Annotated in this window: 12 protein-coding genes and 2 tRNA genes; 4 read left to right on the top strand and 10 right to left on the bottom strand. The window is 62.2% G+C overall.

Going from position 1 to position 13116, the window contains the following annotated elements:
- Nucleotides 1-80 precede the first annotated feature (80 nt).
- From AArcSl_RS03705 to AArcSl_RS03690, 4 genes are all read right to left on the bottom strand, one after another.
- A complete protein-coding gene (locus tag AArcSl_RS03705) occupies nucleotides 81-2159 on the bottom strand; it encodes a hypothetical protein (RefSeq protein WP_119815202.1) in 2079 nt (692 codons plus the stop codon).
- A gap of 76 nt (nucleotides 2160-2235) precedes the next feature.
- Nucleotides 2236-2625, bottom strand: coding sequence for a hypothetical protein (locus AArcSl_RS03700; protein WP_245883351.1), 390 nt, complete (start codon nucleotides 2623-2625; stop codon nucleotides 2236-2238).
- 153 nt (nucleotides 2626-2778) lie between these two features.
- Nucleotides 2779-3363, bottom strand: coding sequence for a DUF4382 domain-containing protein (locus tag AArcSl_RS03695; protein WP_119815198.1), 585 nt, complete (start codon nucleotides 3361-3363; stop codon nucleotides 2779-2781).
- A gap of 129 nt (nucleotides 3364-3492) precedes the next feature.
- Nucleotides 3493-3729 carry a hypothetical protein gene (locus AArcSl_RS03690; protein WP_119815196.1) on the bottom strand — a complete coding sequence of 79 codons (237 nt, stop codon included), beginning with the start codon at nucleotides 3727-3729 and terminating at the stop codon, nucleotides 3493-3495.
- Nucleotides 3730-4090: 361 nt separating this feature from the next.
- Between AArcSl_RS03690 and AArcSl_RS16995 the strand changes: the two genes are divergently transcribed.
- Nucleotides 4091-4633, top strand: coding sequence for a DUF7342 family protein (locus tag AArcSl_RS16995; RefSeq protein WP_193588499.1), 543 nt, complete (start codon nucleotides 4091-4093; stop codon nucleotides 4631-4633).
- Nucleotides 4630-5145: a hypothetical protein gene (locus tag AArcSl_RS03680; protein ID WP_245883350.1), complete on the top strand. Its 516-nt coding sequence runs from the start codon at nucleotides 4630-4632 to the stop codon at nucleotides 5143-5145. The genes AArcSl_RS16995 and AArcSl_RS03680 overlap by 4 nt, the downstream gene beginning before the upstream one ends.
- Before the next feature lie 284 nt (nucleotides 5146-5429).
- Here the strand turns inward: AArcSl_RS03680 and AArcSl_RS03675 are convergent.
- The 3 genes from AArcSl_RS03675 to AArcSl_RS03665 all read right to left on the bottom strand — a co-directional run bounded on the left by AArcSl_RS03675 (nucleotide 5430) and on the right by AArcSl_RS03665 (nucleotide 6109).
- A tRNA-Phe gene (locus AArcSl_RS03675) sits at nucleotides 5430-5503 on the bottom strand.
- 70 nt (nucleotides 5504-5573) lie between these two features.
- Complete coding sequence (locus AArcSl_RS03670) at nucleotides 5574-5783, bottom strand: hypothetical protein (protein ID WP_119815193.1); 210 nt, start codon at nucleotides 5781-5783, stop codon at nucleotides 5574-5576.
- A gap of 252 nt (nucleotides 5784-6035) precedes the next feature.
- Nucleotides 6036-6109 (bottom strand) — tRNA-Lys (locus AArcSl_RS03665).
- A gap of 98 nt (nucleotides 6110-6207) precedes the next feature.
- On the opposite strand from AArcSl_RS03665, the gene AArcSl_RS03660 reads away from it, so the two are divergent.
- Entirely contained in the window at nucleotides 6208-7680 is a 1473-nt protein-coding gene (locus AArcSl_RS03660; RefSeq protein WP_119815190.1) for a DHH family phosphoesterase, read from the top strand.
- Between the two features lie 72 nt (nucleotides 7681-7752).
- Here the strand turns inward: AArcSl_RS03660 and AArcSl_RS03655 are convergent, their stop codons facing one another.
- The 3 genes from AArcSl_RS03655 to AArcSl_RS03645 all read right to left on the bottom strand — a co-directional run bounded on the left by AArcSl_RS03655 (nucleotide 7753) and on the right by AArcSl_RS03645 (nucleotide 11030).
- Nucleotides 7753-8052: a PRC-barrel domain-containing protein gene (locus AArcSl_RS03655; RefSeq protein WP_119815187.1), complete on the bottom strand. Its 300-nt coding sequence runs from the start codon at nucleotides 8050-8052 to the stop codon at nucleotides 7753-7755.
- 79 nt (nucleotides 8053-8131) lie between these two features.
- Nucleotides 8132-10330 carry an LUD domain-containing protein gene (locus tag AArcSl_RS03650; RefSeq protein WP_119821702.1) on the bottom strand — a complete coding sequence of 733 codons (2199 nt, stop codon included), beginning with the start codon at nucleotides 10328-10330 and terminating at the stop codon, nucleotides 8132-8134.
- 76 nt (nucleotides 10331-10406) lie between these two features.
- Nucleotides 10407-11030, bottom strand: coding sequence for an LUD domain-containing protein (locus AArcSl_RS03645; protein WP_281259901.1), 624 nt, complete (start codon nucleotides 11028-11030; stop codon nucleotides 10407-10409).
- A gap of 182 nt (nucleotides 11031-11212) precedes the next feature.
- On the opposite strand from AArcSl_RS03645, the gene AArcSl_RS03640 reads away from it, so the two are divergent.
- Nucleotides 11213-13003, top strand: a complete 1791-nt coding sequence (locus AArcSl_RS03640) for an L-lactate permease (protein WP_119815181.1) — start codon at nucleotides 11213-11215, stop codon at nucleotides 13001-13003.
- Nucleotides 13004-13116 lie beyond the last annotated feature (113 nt).

Below are 13116 nucleotides of genomic sequence, written 5' to 3'. Positions count from 1 at the left end.
GGTTCCCCGTGAGGATCATTAGGTGATAGACGTCCTCCTGCATACTCATATCAAATGTCTATCAATCATACGGGAGGATGTCAAAGCTTCTCGGATCTCTTCGCCTGTTCCGTGCGCCTGCGGGCTTGTTCGAGTCGCCGCTCGACCGCCCGAGCGATTTCGTCGGGGAGCGGTTGCCGTGCGTCTGTCAACCTCTCTGCAACTCGATCGAGCCGGGTGGAAACCTCATCGAGCGCCGCATCCGCGTTCTCACGGTTGCCAGCCTCGGCCTGGTCGGCTGCCCGCTGTGCGGAGTCGGCGACAGCAGCCAACGCCTGCTGGAGTCCGGATATCGTATTCCGCTCCTGCTGATCGTCGGTCGTCTCGTCGGTTGCGACGGACGCGACAGACGCCGCCGTCTCCTCGGCGATCGTCGCGAGAAACGTCGCAAGCGACGCTTTCCCCGTCCGTGGGTCCTCGACCCGAACCCGCTCTGATTCCCTCCCGGGATTGACCCGGATCGCGCCGATCTCGTCGTCGCTGTCTCTGATCTCGGTCGTATAGGCGCCGCCCCGATGGACGTAGACAGCGTCTGGTTCCGAGAGTGGGGCATCGTAGAGGCGGCCGGCGAAATCGTCCTCGATCGCGAGATCGGTGAGTTCGCTGTCGGCGTCGGTCGGATCCACCTCGAGTTTGATCGCGTGTTCGTTGGCGACCAGCGGGACCTCACCGTTGACGCCAGCCGCTGTAATCTCTTCGTCCTCTCGAGGGGACACTTCTTCGCTGTGTGGCGCGACACCGGCACCATTGACGGTTAGTCGATGATCGCCGTCGGGAACGCCCCGGAACACCGTTACCCCGCCGGCGAACGTCGGGACGACCTCGGGTTCGCTTTCCAGGAGTACGACGCTTTCGACCGTGGAGTCCTCCGTCGTGAGTCCCTCGTCTTCGGGCGCGTCGTCGGTGGTGATCGCCTCGGTTACCGATGCGACGACTGTGTTGACCGGAGACGGTTCTCCGATTGCCTCGTACCGTTCGGCCAGTGCGCCCCGGTGATCCGGGTCGGAAATATCCGCCGCCGGGTTGTCGTATCGCGGACTGTGCCACGGAACCCCGACCGACGTGATGTGTCCGGAAACCGCGTCTTCGAGGAACTGGGGGACGGCGAACTCGAAGCTCAACTGTGGCCCAGTGAATTCCTCGATGTGTTCGAGTTCCCTGGCCGGCGCGAGGTCGTATTCGACGTCCGCGTCCGGTGCATTCCGGTCGACGTGATCGAACACCATTCCAGTCTCCCGCAGTGGAAGGTCCGACGGGGGTGACGCGAGTGCTTCGTAGGACCGGATAACGAGCGACTCCTCGAGGAGGTCGGTTCGATCGACCGACGGAAGCCGGTCGTGTTCGTAGATCGGCACGCCGTCGAGCTCCGGGAGTGCAAACGGCAGGGGTCCCCCCTCGTCACGGGGGAGGCCGTACGCGATCGGCATGTCTGCGAGGGCCTCGAGCCCATCGAACGCCCCGTTGGTGATGTCGGCCAGCACGCCGCCGCGTGGGAGTCGCTGAAACCGCTCGCGCTGCTCGTTGATCGAGAGCGTATTCGAGTGCGAGCCCAACTCGACGAGAATGGCCGGGATGCGATCGGGGTCGGGGTCGAGAAACTCGTTGTTGGGAACCCGCCGGGAGTGAGAACTCGCGACGTGGAGTTGGGGTTCGTTGGAGTCGGTGTCGACGAAGACGTGGAGCACTTCCCAGTCGTGCCAGTGGAAGTTCGTGCTGAACTGGTCGAACGCCGAGTACTGCCAGAACTGCACGACCGCCAGTGGCGAGTCGTCGTACTCGACAGCGTGGTAGAAGACGGTGGGATCCGGCGGCGAATCCGGATCGTCGAAGCGCTCGTGATAGCCGTTGAACGCCTCGAACCCGCCCACGACAGATTCGCCGTCGGCTTCGATCTCGTAGTGACGTGGATCGGTCGGAAACCACTTTTCGTATGTATCGAAGTAAAACGACGGTGCGAACCGCTCTGCAAGGGCCCGCGCCTCCGCATCCTCAAGCCTCGTCGTCGAGCCGTCCTGGCCGGATTCGAGAAACGTGCATCCTGCAAGCGCCGCAGTTCCGATCCCGGCAAGGGACGCGAGATACGTTCGACGATCGATGGCGGTGGGGGCGTCAGTGGTCATGATAGTACCATTATTGTCCCGGTGATAGGGGATTGCTCAAAGGGCAGCGGGATGTGAGTGAGCACAGTCATCGGGATTAGGCCACCTGTTCGCTGTCCTGGTAGGTGACGGTCGTCTCATCCGATTCGACGGTCGTCTGGATGGTGATCCATCCGTCTTCACGATCGATCTTTCGAGCGTCTTGCAGCGACAGTTCGACACGCTCGGTCGTCGTATGCTCCTCCGCAGGCGCCAAGGTGCCAGCTTCTTCAGTTCCTTCCCAGACGATGTCGTCCGTAGCGGTATTGTCCTCGCCGGCGAAGATACGGATGTAGACGGTGACGTCTGTCGCGGTTTCGTTTTGGGTATTCGTGAGCGTCGAGGTGACGTCCCGGCAGGTCGCCCCACACTCCTCGATATCGTCGATCACAAACGAGAACGGCTCCGCGTCGTCGTCTAGCGTCGTCTCCGTTTCACCGTCGTCCATATCTTCTTCGGTGGGGAAGTCCTCGATCTCGTCCCCCGAATTCCCTCCCGGAGCCGGGCCCACACCGGTGTAGAGAGCTGCACCAATCGCTACAGCGACAACGAGGACGACGAGGGCGCCGCCGATAAGATACGTGCGATTCACAGACCTGTGTTATTCGTCTTCGTAGCTTACGGTGATCCCCTCGGCGACGGGCTGGAGTAGATACTCGTCAGTTTCGCCGCGACGGACGGGGGTGAAGTCAGCGACGAAGGTGGTTCGGGTATCTTCCCGGACTTCGAAGGGCTCGTTGAAGGTCAGCGGGGCCTCGCCCGGCACCTCGACGACAGCGGATTCACCATCGGTGAGCGTGGCGTCGATTTCGTCGATCTCCAGCTGGAGGAATTCGTACTCGGCCACCCCGAGTTCGCGCTCATCGATAAGTTGCGTGGCATCGTCTTGCAGTTCGACGAGATCGGCTTCTTGTGGTTCGTCGTATTCGTGGTACTCTCGCCCCGCCGGTTCGGCGTCCTCGTCGTCGCCGGCTTCGGCGTCCTCCGGGCCGAGCCACATGCCGACGATCGTGACGATACACGACTCGAAGTCGGCGATGTCGCCAGGCTGGTCGGTGACCTGTGTTGCGAGCGTCCCGGTGGGGTCATCGCCGAGACAGCCCGACAGTGGGACCATTCCGGCGGTGACGGCACCGGCCGCGATCAGATACGTTCGTCTTTCGGTTGAGATGTTGTTTTTCGTCATGATTTGCGTTATTGATTATGTTTTGAATTCGGGTTAGTTCGTTGCAGTATACACCATGGTTTACAACAGTCACCCACCGTGAGTGCTGTCGGTAGCAGGGCACATTGTGGGTGTCAGTTATTCACCGTATTACAGCGGGATGGCCGCGGCGACATCAGCGGCGACGGCGGCGACCTCGGCGGAGTTGGCGCTCGATGCGATTTCGCTGATTGCTTCTCCCAGGCCCGTCGCGCCTGCACTGATTTCACCAAGTACATCACTGACGAAATCAGGAACCCCTTCCGGGAGGCCGGCAGGCGGTCCCTGACTCGCTGCGTCGTTTGCTCCGTTCTGTGCTGTTTCGGTCGCGGTTTCTGGTTGTGCCATTGTGTTCAATAGCAGCGGGTGTAGCGGGATAAAGAAGAGAGACCGTCGGATGGGATTCACCCGAGTTAAATTGCTTTGTCTCGGGATTGTCTCGGGTTTGGGAAGGAACCTGGTCGATTTCAGTTTTCGGACTCACATTCGGCGGTCTGTTACTGGAATCTCTCTCGTGCGCATTTCGGGATAGCTGACTTCACACGCTGTGGGTTCCTCTTCTCCGTTCGACATAGTCTGGTCCGACGGCTGCAAACCAGTTCAGGCTCCGATGTCACGCAAAACTCTATTGCCCGGGTTCTCGGCTTCAAAACGAAATAATTTGCGTAGGAATGAAATTATTACGTTAGGGGTGGTATATTCGACTACGATGTCCGAGGATGAAGCCGATGGAGAAGCCAGTTGGGAACGGACCTGGAAGGAGCACGCATCAGCATTCGACCGCGTAAAATCGGTCACAATGACGCTCACGGACCCCCGGCCTGCTCCATGGATCGCAGAGGAGGCTGTTGTCTCGCCGAACACGGCGCGGGATCACCTCGACCGACTCATTGATCTCGGTGTAGTGACTCCAATCGAGAAAGACGGAACCCGTCACTACTATCCGGATCCACTATACACACGACTTCGTGATGTTCGGGAATTACTTCGGGAGAGGACCAAACGGGAACTCTCGGAGCAGGCCGCCCAATTAAAAAACGATATTGCAGTCTGGGAGGCAGAGTACGACGCTGACTCCCCAGATATATTGCGTGAACGAGCAGCCGCGGACGACACCACTGCCGATCAGGCGTACGAACTTGTTCAGGCCGCGAGCGACTGGGAACTCGCGCGGTATCGGCTCTCGCTCGTGCAGGACGCGATCGAGAACTACGATACTTGGATGTCGGATTCGTCGTCGGTTACAGTATGACCGGTGGCCGAGATTCGCGGCGGAACCGGCCCGATGGAGGGACTAATTCTGGTTCGGATCGACACCGAATACTGCGCGAGTTACGCGGCGAGCTGACGAGACATCCTGCCGTTCGCTCTGTTGAAGGTAAGCCGCCCGAGGAGAGCCGGGAATTACAGGCGACGCTCGATCCATCCTGGTTCGGTCGCGAAGCAGGGACGGCGTCACTCCGGGTAACGTGGATCCCGGACCCTTCACCTGGTCCCGAGGCGTCCGACCGTGCAAACGACACGTGGATGCGGACGCCGATCCGGGCATACTACACCCTCCATTACAGCGAATCCGGCGGGTTAGACTGTGGGTTCCACTGCGAACCGAACCCGCACGTGGATGGCTTGCTCCACTACCAGGAGCGGGGACACGAGAACGACACGTACACGTACGAACCCGTCTCGCTTGACGCACGCTCGGTTGTTGGGCTCCTGTGGGAGATGATGGACGCGCTCGATGATCAGATCGACGACTCCAAGTGAACAAGCAAAGAGCAGGCTGCGGAAACAGTACATATTCGAGTCGACCCCTTGTCACGTCGAAGGGAGGCCGACTGACACCTGCTCCGTAGACGCGACGCTCGCAGGCAGTTGAACTGTGGGTATAATGTCGCCTCCCGGATTGTGAACCGGGGGAAGACAGTCCGGGGTGCTCGCTTCACTGCGCTCCCGGGCTGTGACTTCCAGGGTTCAAATCCGCTCGGGAAGCGACATTTTCACTGCTTACGGTTCGGTCGCTTCGCTCCCTCACCTTGTTCGCAGGAAAATGCCGCCTCCCGGATTTGAACCGGGGACAGCTCGATCTTCAGTCGAGTGCTCTCCCAGTCTGAGCTAAGGCGGCGTGCATCCTACTCAAGGCCGATTCGGGACAAAAGGATTTCGAAAGCCGGCAACGAGATCTCGTCGATTCCTCACTCCGACACTGCGTGCCAGATCCCCAGCGAGATGAAATACACCGCCACGAACGCTCCGAACCCGACCAGGAACCCCGAAAACGCCGGATCTCCCGGACTGGCGGTCCCGGTGCCGATCACCAGCGCCACGGCGCCGACGAACACCAGCACCGAGAACAGCCCCGAAAGGGTGTACACGCCTGCGTCCGATCGGAGCCACTCCAGCATGGCTTGCTTGACGGGAGTGTGAAAGAAAACGGTGTCGTCGGCGTCCGTCGTTATAAACGCGGGCCGGGAGGGATTCCCGCGATTCAATCGAGCAGGAAGTCGGTCGGCGCACGTCTATTGGGAGTACGTCGACCGGGATTTGAACCTCGCCAGCGAGCTTCCCTCGCTTCGCTCGGGACTCCTCGCTGTCTGGTTCAAATCCCTCCCGGCCGGTTCACTCACCGCCTCGTTGTCACTCGGCGGTTCGTTGCACGGGCCGGGAGGGATTTGAACCCCCGACCGACGGATTAAGAGTCCGTCGCTCTCCCTAACTGAGCTACCGGCCCTCGAATCCGGATAACACAGGGGGCGGTAAAGGGATTTCCATTCCTGACCGGCCGCAAACGAGTGGCGTTAAGTGTCGTGCCGGAGAAAGACGAGCGTAATGAGCGCTGTCGGCATCGGCTCCTCGCGGTCGACGTACGCTATTTTGGGCTGCGGGAGCGTCGGTCACGCAGTCGCCGAATCACTCGTGGAAGACGGTGAGAACGTCCTCCTGCTCGACTACGACGAACCCCGTGTCGAGGCGCTTCGCGATCAGGATCTCAACGCCCAGGTCCAAGACATCAGCGACCCCGAAGTCGCGGACGTCGTCTCGGATCGGGATATCATCCTCGTGCTCGCCTCGGACGTCGAAGCCAACAAGGCGGCCGTCTCCGCGATCCGCGACCGGGGTGGCGACCAGTACGTCGTCGCGCGGGCCTCCGATCCGATCAGCGAGGACGAACTCCACGAGCTCGGTGCCGACGTTGTCATCAACCCCTCGACGGTGATCGCCGACTCCGCGCTCCGGAGCCTCGAAACCGGCGAACTCGAGTACAAGGCCCGCCAGCTCGCGGAGATCTTCACCGAGTCGACCGGCCGGATGGCGATCCTCATCCAGGACGCGCCCGATCCGGATGCCATCGCCTCCGCGACGGCGCTGCGGTCGATCGCCGAGGCGTACGACGTCGAGGCCGACATCGTCTACGACGGCGAGATCGGCCACCAGGAGAATCGGGCGTTCGTCAACCTGCTCGGGATCGAACTGCTCTCTCGCGAAGAAACCGGCCCGATCGAGGAGTACGACACTATTGCTCTGGTCGATTACGCGAGCGCCGAACGCGACACCGACGGCGACGCCCCAAAACCGCCGGACATCGACGTCTATCTCGATCACGTGGAGCCGGAAGAGGAACTCGAGGCCCGGTTTGCGGACGTCCGGACGAACGTCTCCTCGACGTCGACGGTGCTGACGAAGTATCTCCAGGAGTTCAACCTCTCCCCTTCCGAGACGGTCGCGACCGCGCTTTTGTACGGCATCCGCGCGGAGACGCTCGACTTCAAGCGCGACACCACCCCGGCGGACCTCACTGCCGCGGCGTATCTCCATCCCTTTGCCAACCACGACACCCTCGAACAGGTGGAGTCGCCGTCGATGAGCCCCGAGACGCTGGACGTGCTCGCGGAGGCGATCCAGAACCGCCAGGTACAGGGATCACACCTGTTCTCCTCGGCGGGCTTCATCCGGGATCGGGAGGCGCTCAGCCAGGCGGCACAGCACCTCCTGAACCTGGAGGGGATCACCACGACCGCCGTGCTCGGAATCGCCGACGAGCGGATCTACCTCGCGGCCCGATCGAAGGACATCCGGATCAACATCGGCCGCGTCCTCGAGGACGCGTTCACGGAGATGGGCGAGGCCGCAGGCCACTCCACCCAGGGCAACGTGGAGATCCCGCTGGGCATCTTCCAGGGGATCGAATCCAGCGGGGAGAACCGGGATACCTTGCTGCAACTCACCGAAGAGGCGGTTCGGCGGGGGCTGTTCGACGCGATGGGCGTGGAGGGAACGGGCGAAAGCGGGAACGGTTCCTGACCTGGGGGCGAGTCAGTTCAAACGACCGGTGAAAGACCACTAGACGACCGCTAGACGACCGCTAGACGACCGCTAAACGACTGCTTCTTCGTCCTCTGAGTTCTCGTCGCCGGTTTTCATCCGCTCGACGACATCGTTTACGAGCACGACGTCCCCGACCGACCGAACCCAACGGTACGGGACCAGGACGCCCTTTCCGGGTTCGACCTGCGTCGAGAACAGTTCCCTGTTTATTTCCCCCACCGCGAGGCCGGTCACGACCTCCTGGTCGAGATTGAGTCTGACGTCCTCGATTTCGCCGACGAATACGCCGTTGTTCGAGTACACCTCACGACCCACGAGCGTGGTGATCTCCTGTGGATCCCCGTTCATGCTCCGAACGTAGTGTGCCCGGCTAATAAGCGTTCGTTGTCGGCAGACGTCCGTCCGACGCCTGGGTAGCCCGGGTAGCCTACCGTGATTCCGGGGCCACCAACTCGACGGCGTGGCGACTCTCCCGCGGTAGCAGCGACTCGAGTTGCTTGTGACAGGAGGTTCCGCTGTCGACGACTGTCCGTTCCCGTGTTTCGGGCGCCGTGAACTGGCCCTTCAAGCTCTCGCCGACGTCCATGCTCAGTTCGTAGTATTCGGTCTTGTAGCCGAACGAGCCGGCCATCCCGCAGCACTCGACGTCCGACGTGACGACGTCGTAGCCGAGTTCCTCGAGCAGCGCCACCGTGAACTCCGCTTTCCGGATCGTTTTCTGCTGACAGTTCGGGTGGTACGCGACCTCCCCGGACCGGCCGTCATCGGGCGAACAGAGCGCCTCGAAGCCTGGCCCACCGTCTTCCTCGGCCAGTTCGAGGAGGTACTCCATCACGTCGTAGCTGTGCTCGGCGAGCCGCCGGAACGACCGCTCCGGAAGCAGCTTCTCGTACTCGCTTTTGAACATCGCCAGATCGCTCGGCTCGATCACCACGACGTCGCGGTCGGAGTCCAGGTGCAGCGCGAGCCCGGAGTAGACGTCCTCCGCGTGCTCGCGGGCGGTCGCGATCATTCCCTGCGAGAGCGGTGCCCGCCCCGTCGACCGGACGTCGGGGATCACGACCTGGATACCCATCGCTTCCAGCGCCCGTACCGCGGCTTTCCCCCGATCGACCTGCATCGTGTTCGTGTACAGGTCCGGATACAGCACGACCTGCCGTCTCGGCGCCGACACCTTCGGCCCCCGCTCGTCGTACCATTTCTTGAGGGTCGTTCGCTGGAAGGAGGGCAACTCCCGCCGCCGGTCGACGCCGAAGACGCGTTCCATGAGCCGGCGACTGACTGAGAGGTCGGCCATCCAGTTCGAGACGGGAGCCAGCGCACATCCGAGACCAGCGAACGTCTCGAAGTTTCCGAAAAGCCGCTTTTGGACGTCCATTCCGCCCGGCTCCTCGTCGGGGACCAGTCCCTCGACGAGCCAGTCGGCGTTCCCGTCGGCCTGGCGGTTGATCCGGTCGCGGACGACGGTGTTGATCCACGGGATGTCGATCTTGACCGGGCAGGCGTTTACACACCGGCTGCAGCTGGTACAGAGGTCGTTGAACCCGCCGGCAACGTCGAGTCCCTCGATCCCGGCCTCCCAGCCGGTTGCGATGCCGCCGGAGTAGGTTTCTCCCCCGAAGACGTGCCCGCCGACGCTCTGAAAGTTCGCACAGGAGTTCGAACACGCCGAACATCGGATGCAGTACAGCGTCTCCTTCAGCTCCGCGTCCTGGCGCATCGCGAGCCGACCGTTGTCGATCAACACCAGGTGAAACTCCCGATCGGGGTTGGCGCCGGCGCCGATCCCCTCGTGATCGCCCGCGAGTGCGGAATCGCCGTCCTCGAAGTTTGGAACCGGCGAGGCGCCCGGCGGCGTCAAAAGCGAGATGTAGGAGGTGATGTCCTGTCCGGTGCCCGACCGGCCGATGAGTTCGACGAACGGCGAGAGGTCCTCGACACGCGGGATCACCTTTTCGACCCCCGAGACCGCGATGTGGGTGTCGGGGACGACCGCCGATTTCCGGGCGTTGCCCTCGCTTGTCACCAGCGCGATCGTTCCCGAGTCGGCGGTGATGAAGTTCGCGCCCGTCATCCCGACGTCGGCCCCCTCGATCAACTCGCCCAGACGGTCGCGGGCGAACTTCGTGAGTTCCTCGGCCGTCTCCAGCTCATCCTCGGGGTCGAACACCTCGTTGAACAGGGCCGCGATCTCCGCTCTGGATTTGTGGATCGCGGGCGCGACGATGTGGGAGGGCGCCTCGTCGGCAACCTGCAGCACCCACTCCCCGAGGTCGGTTTCGACGACTTCGACGCCGTCGGCCTCGAGCGCCTCGTTGACCTCGATCTCCTCTGAGGTCATCGACTTCGACTTCACCAGCCGCTCGGCGTCCTTCCCGGCGACGACCTCCCGAATGTAGCGGTTCGCGTCCTCGGCGTCGTCGGCGAAGTACACCGTCCCACCGTTCTCCTCGACGGTCTCCTCGAGTTCATCGAGCAGTTCCGGCAGCCGTTCGATCGCGTCCTCCTTGATCGCGCGGGCCTCCGATTTGAGCTCCTCGTAGGCCTCCAGCTTCGCGACCGAGTCGTACCGCCCCTGGTTGAATCCGCGGGTGTTCTCACCGACTGCGTCGCCCTCCGATTCCATGATCTCGCGGATCCGGGCGGCCTTCTTTGCCCGTTTGGATCCACGGTTCGCCTTCCCGTCCCCGGAATGAACGTCGCTACTCATCGGCGACCTCCGTTTCCGATCCTCGTTCGACGGTTTCCTCCACTCGGTCGGCAAGGAGTATCACGTGCACCGCCTCGGGACCGTGTGCCCCGCGTACGAGTCCACCCATGTCGGCGGTCGCGCTCGGTCCGGTTGCGATGATTTCCGAGGACCGATCCTCCCTGAGTCTGGGCCCGAGCCACTCGAACGCCTCGCGCATCTCTCCGACAACGTCCGACTCCCGCAGGACGGCGACGTGAAGCTCTGGAAACAGGCTCGCCACCTCGCTTCCGAACGGATCCGCCTCGAGGACGACGCTCCCGTACTCGGCGATCCCGAGCGTCGCCGGCGTTACGCCGGTGCGAGCGGCCCGGACGTCGTCGACGGTCGGCTCGACCTCTACGACGTCGGGGAGCGATCCACCGTCGACATCGACCGGAACGCCCACCGCCGGCGTTCGAACCACCCGGTCGATCGTTTCCGCGAGCTCTCCCCGTTCGATCTGCGAGACGGCCACGTCGATCTCGTCGAGCTTCGACGTGAAGGTCCCGACAACGCTCGTTACCATGCCGTCACGTTCGATCGAGTTCGCAATAAATGCGCGGCTGGATTCCTCTTTCGACTGGCGCGAGACAATTATATTGACGCCGACACGTTATTATAACCATTATTCGTGTAGTTTGACGCCGAATATCTAATTATACGGTGACAATTAGGGAAGTCTTTATGTCACGAGGTTTTGTCAGATTTGATGAGGTATGTGGCAGGCACACACACGTAACGGGGTTGTACTGATCGGCCTATCGAAGGAGGAGAACCATGGTTAGCGCAGTCGAACTATTCCTCGCGGCGTCGCCGTTGCTGATCGCCGGGATCCTGCTCGTCGGGTTCCTGTGGCCGGCGACCCGCGCGATGCCGCTCGCGTGGATCGCGGCACTGTTGGTCGGCTACTTCGTGTGGGAAAACTCCGCATTATGGCTCACGGGGGCCTCGATAACCGGGGTTATAACGGCGTTGACGATCCTCTGGATCGTCTTCGGCGCCCTGGTGTTGCTGTATACGCTGATGCAGGCGGGCGCCATCGACGTCATCAACCAGGGATTCGCCGCAATATCCGACGACAGACGCGTCCAGATCATCCTGCTGGCGTTCTTCCTCGCGACGTTCATTGAGGGCGCAGCAGGCTTCGGGACGCCCGCAGCCGTCGTGGCACCGCTGTTGCTCGCGCTGGGCTTCCCGGCGTTGGCTGCAGTGGTCGCTGCGCTGATCGGCCACATCATCGCTGTCACCTATGGCGCGGTTGGGACGCCGATCGTCATCGGTATCCGGGACCCGCTCGACGGACCCCCGTACATCGATCGCATCATGGAAGGGGCCCCGTATGCGGGGCTCGACGAGGCGGCGGCGGTCACACAGTTCTCGAACGACGTTGCCGCGTGGGCAGCGACCTACCACGCGCTGGTCGGGTTCGTGATGCCGCTGTTCGCCGTCGGGATGGTGGTGTACTTCTTCGGCGATCCGGACGACCGGTCGCTGGAACCGGTAAAGGAGATCATCCCGCTGGCCCTGTTCGCCGGGATCGCCTTCTCGATTCCGTACTGGGCCTCGGCGTGGTTCATCACAGCAGAGTTCCCCGCGCTCATCGGATCGATGGTCGGTGGGGGTATCACGGTGGCACTCTTGCGGAGAGGATACCTGCTTCCAGACGATGAATGGGACTTCCCGCCGAGAGAAGAGTGGCCGAGCCACTGGGTTGGGACGATCGAACCCGGTGCGGAGGGCGTCCAGGCGAACGTGGAGACCGAGGACATGGGGCTGCTCAAGGCGTGGTCCCCGTACATCATCCTCGTGCTGCTCCTCGTGGTCACCCGTGTTTCTGATCAGATCAGCGGCTTCATCACCGACGCGGATCTGGGCGTCACGATCGGTGACGTGACGATCGGAATGGTTCTCGTGTGGGAAGACATCTTGGGTACGGGGCTTACTGACAGTATCGACTGGGTCAACGTCCCCGGCTTCTGGCTGCTCCTGTCGGCGATCATTGCGATCCCGCTGTTCGGCATGAGTGGACAGCAGGTCAAAGACGCCTGGGGCGAGGCGGCCGAAAAGATCGTCTCGCCGTTCATCGCGCTGGTGTTCGTCATCGCGATGGTGGAGGTCATGCTCTCTTCGGGGCTGCCGGCAGTCGATCCGGAAACGTTCGCCGGAACCGCCGCGTTCGAACAGAGCATGATCGAGGTGCTCGCGGTCGCGACTGCCGGCGCGCTCGGTAGCGCGTATCCGTTCATCGCATCGCTCATCGGCGCGCTCGGGGCGGCCATGGCCGGCTCGAACACCGTCTCCAACATCACGTTCGGCGGCTTCCAGTTCACCGCCGCACAGGAACTGGGTATCTCGACGCAGATCATCGTCGGCGCGCAGGCAGTCGGAGGTGCGATCGGTAACCTCGTGGCGATCCACAACGTGGTCGCCGCGCTGGCGACGGTCGGCCTCGTCGGGCAGGAGGGTCGCGTGATGCGGCTCAATCTGATCCCGCTGTTCTACTACGCGCTGATGGTGGGTATCCTGACGATGCTGTTCAGCTACATCCTGTTCCCCGGCCTGTTCTGAGGCCGCAACAGGATCTCCGGTTTGCGGTCGCGGCTCGTCGTCAACCCGTCCGGCTCCGGCCGGATTTAATTTTTTAAAAACGATCCAACAGAACACGGGACACGCTACCGTGT

The organism is Halalkaliarchaeum desulfuricum, assembly GCF_002952775.1.
GTDB classification, from domain to species: domain Archaea; phylum Halobacteriota; class Halobacteria; order Halobacteriales; family Haloferacaceae; genus Halalkaliarchaeum; species Halalkaliarchaeum desulfuricum.
The sequence above is the reverse complement of the archived record's forward strand: the minus strand, read 5'-3'. Positions and strand labels throughout refer to the sequence as shown.

What these genes read in the sequence shown, in the direction of transcription:
- AArcSl_RS03705 (WP_119815202.1), bottom strand. Translation starts at nt 2,159, where the DNA reads ATGACCACTGACGCCCCCACCGCCATCGATCGTCGAACGTATCTCGCG.
- AArcSl_RS03700 (WP_245883351.1), bottom strand. Translation starts at nt 2,625, where the DNA reads ATGGACGACGGTGAAACGGAGACGACGCTAGACGACGACGCGGAGCCG.
- AArcSl_RS03695 (WP_119815198.1), bottom strand. Translation starts at nt 3,363, where the DNA reads ATGACGAAAAACAACATCTCAACCGAAAGACGAACGTATCTGATCGCG.
- AArcSl_RS03690 (WP_119815196.1), bottom strand. Translation starts at nt 3,729, where the DNA reads ATGGCACAACCAGAAACCGCGACCGAAACAGCACAGAACGGAGCAAAC.
- AArcSl_RS16995 (WP_193588499.1), top strand. Translation starts at nt 4,091, where the DNA reads ATGTCCGAGGATGAAGCCGATGGAGAAGCCAGTTGGGAACGGACCTGG.
- AArcSl_RS03680 (WP_245883350.1), top strand. Translation starts at nt 4,630, where the DNA reads ATGACCGGTGGCCGAGATTCGCGGCGGAACCGGCCCGATGGAGGGACT.
- AArcSl_RS03670 (WP_119815193.1), bottom strand. Translation starts at nt 5,783, where the DNA reads ATGCTGGAGTGGCTCCGATCGGACGCAGGCGTGTACACCCTTTCGGGG.
- AArcSl_RS03660 (WP_119815190.1), top strand. Translation starts at nt 6,208, where the DNA reads ATGAGCGCTGTCGGCATCGGCTCCTCGCGGTCGACGTACGCTATTTTG.
- AArcSl_RS03655 (WP_119815187.1), bottom strand. Translation starts at nt 8,052, where the DNA reads ATGAACGGGGATCCACAGGAGATCACCACGCTCGTGGGTCGTGAGGTG.
- AArcSl_RS03650 (WP_119821702.1), bottom strand. Translation starts at nt 10,330, where the DNA reads ATGGAATCGGAGGGCGACGCAGTCGGTGAGAACACCCGCGGATTCAAC.
- AArcSl_RS03640 (WP_119815181.1), top strand. Translation starts at nt 11,213, where the DNA reads ATGGTTAGCGCAGTCGAACTATTCCTCGCGGCGTCGCCGTTGCTGATC.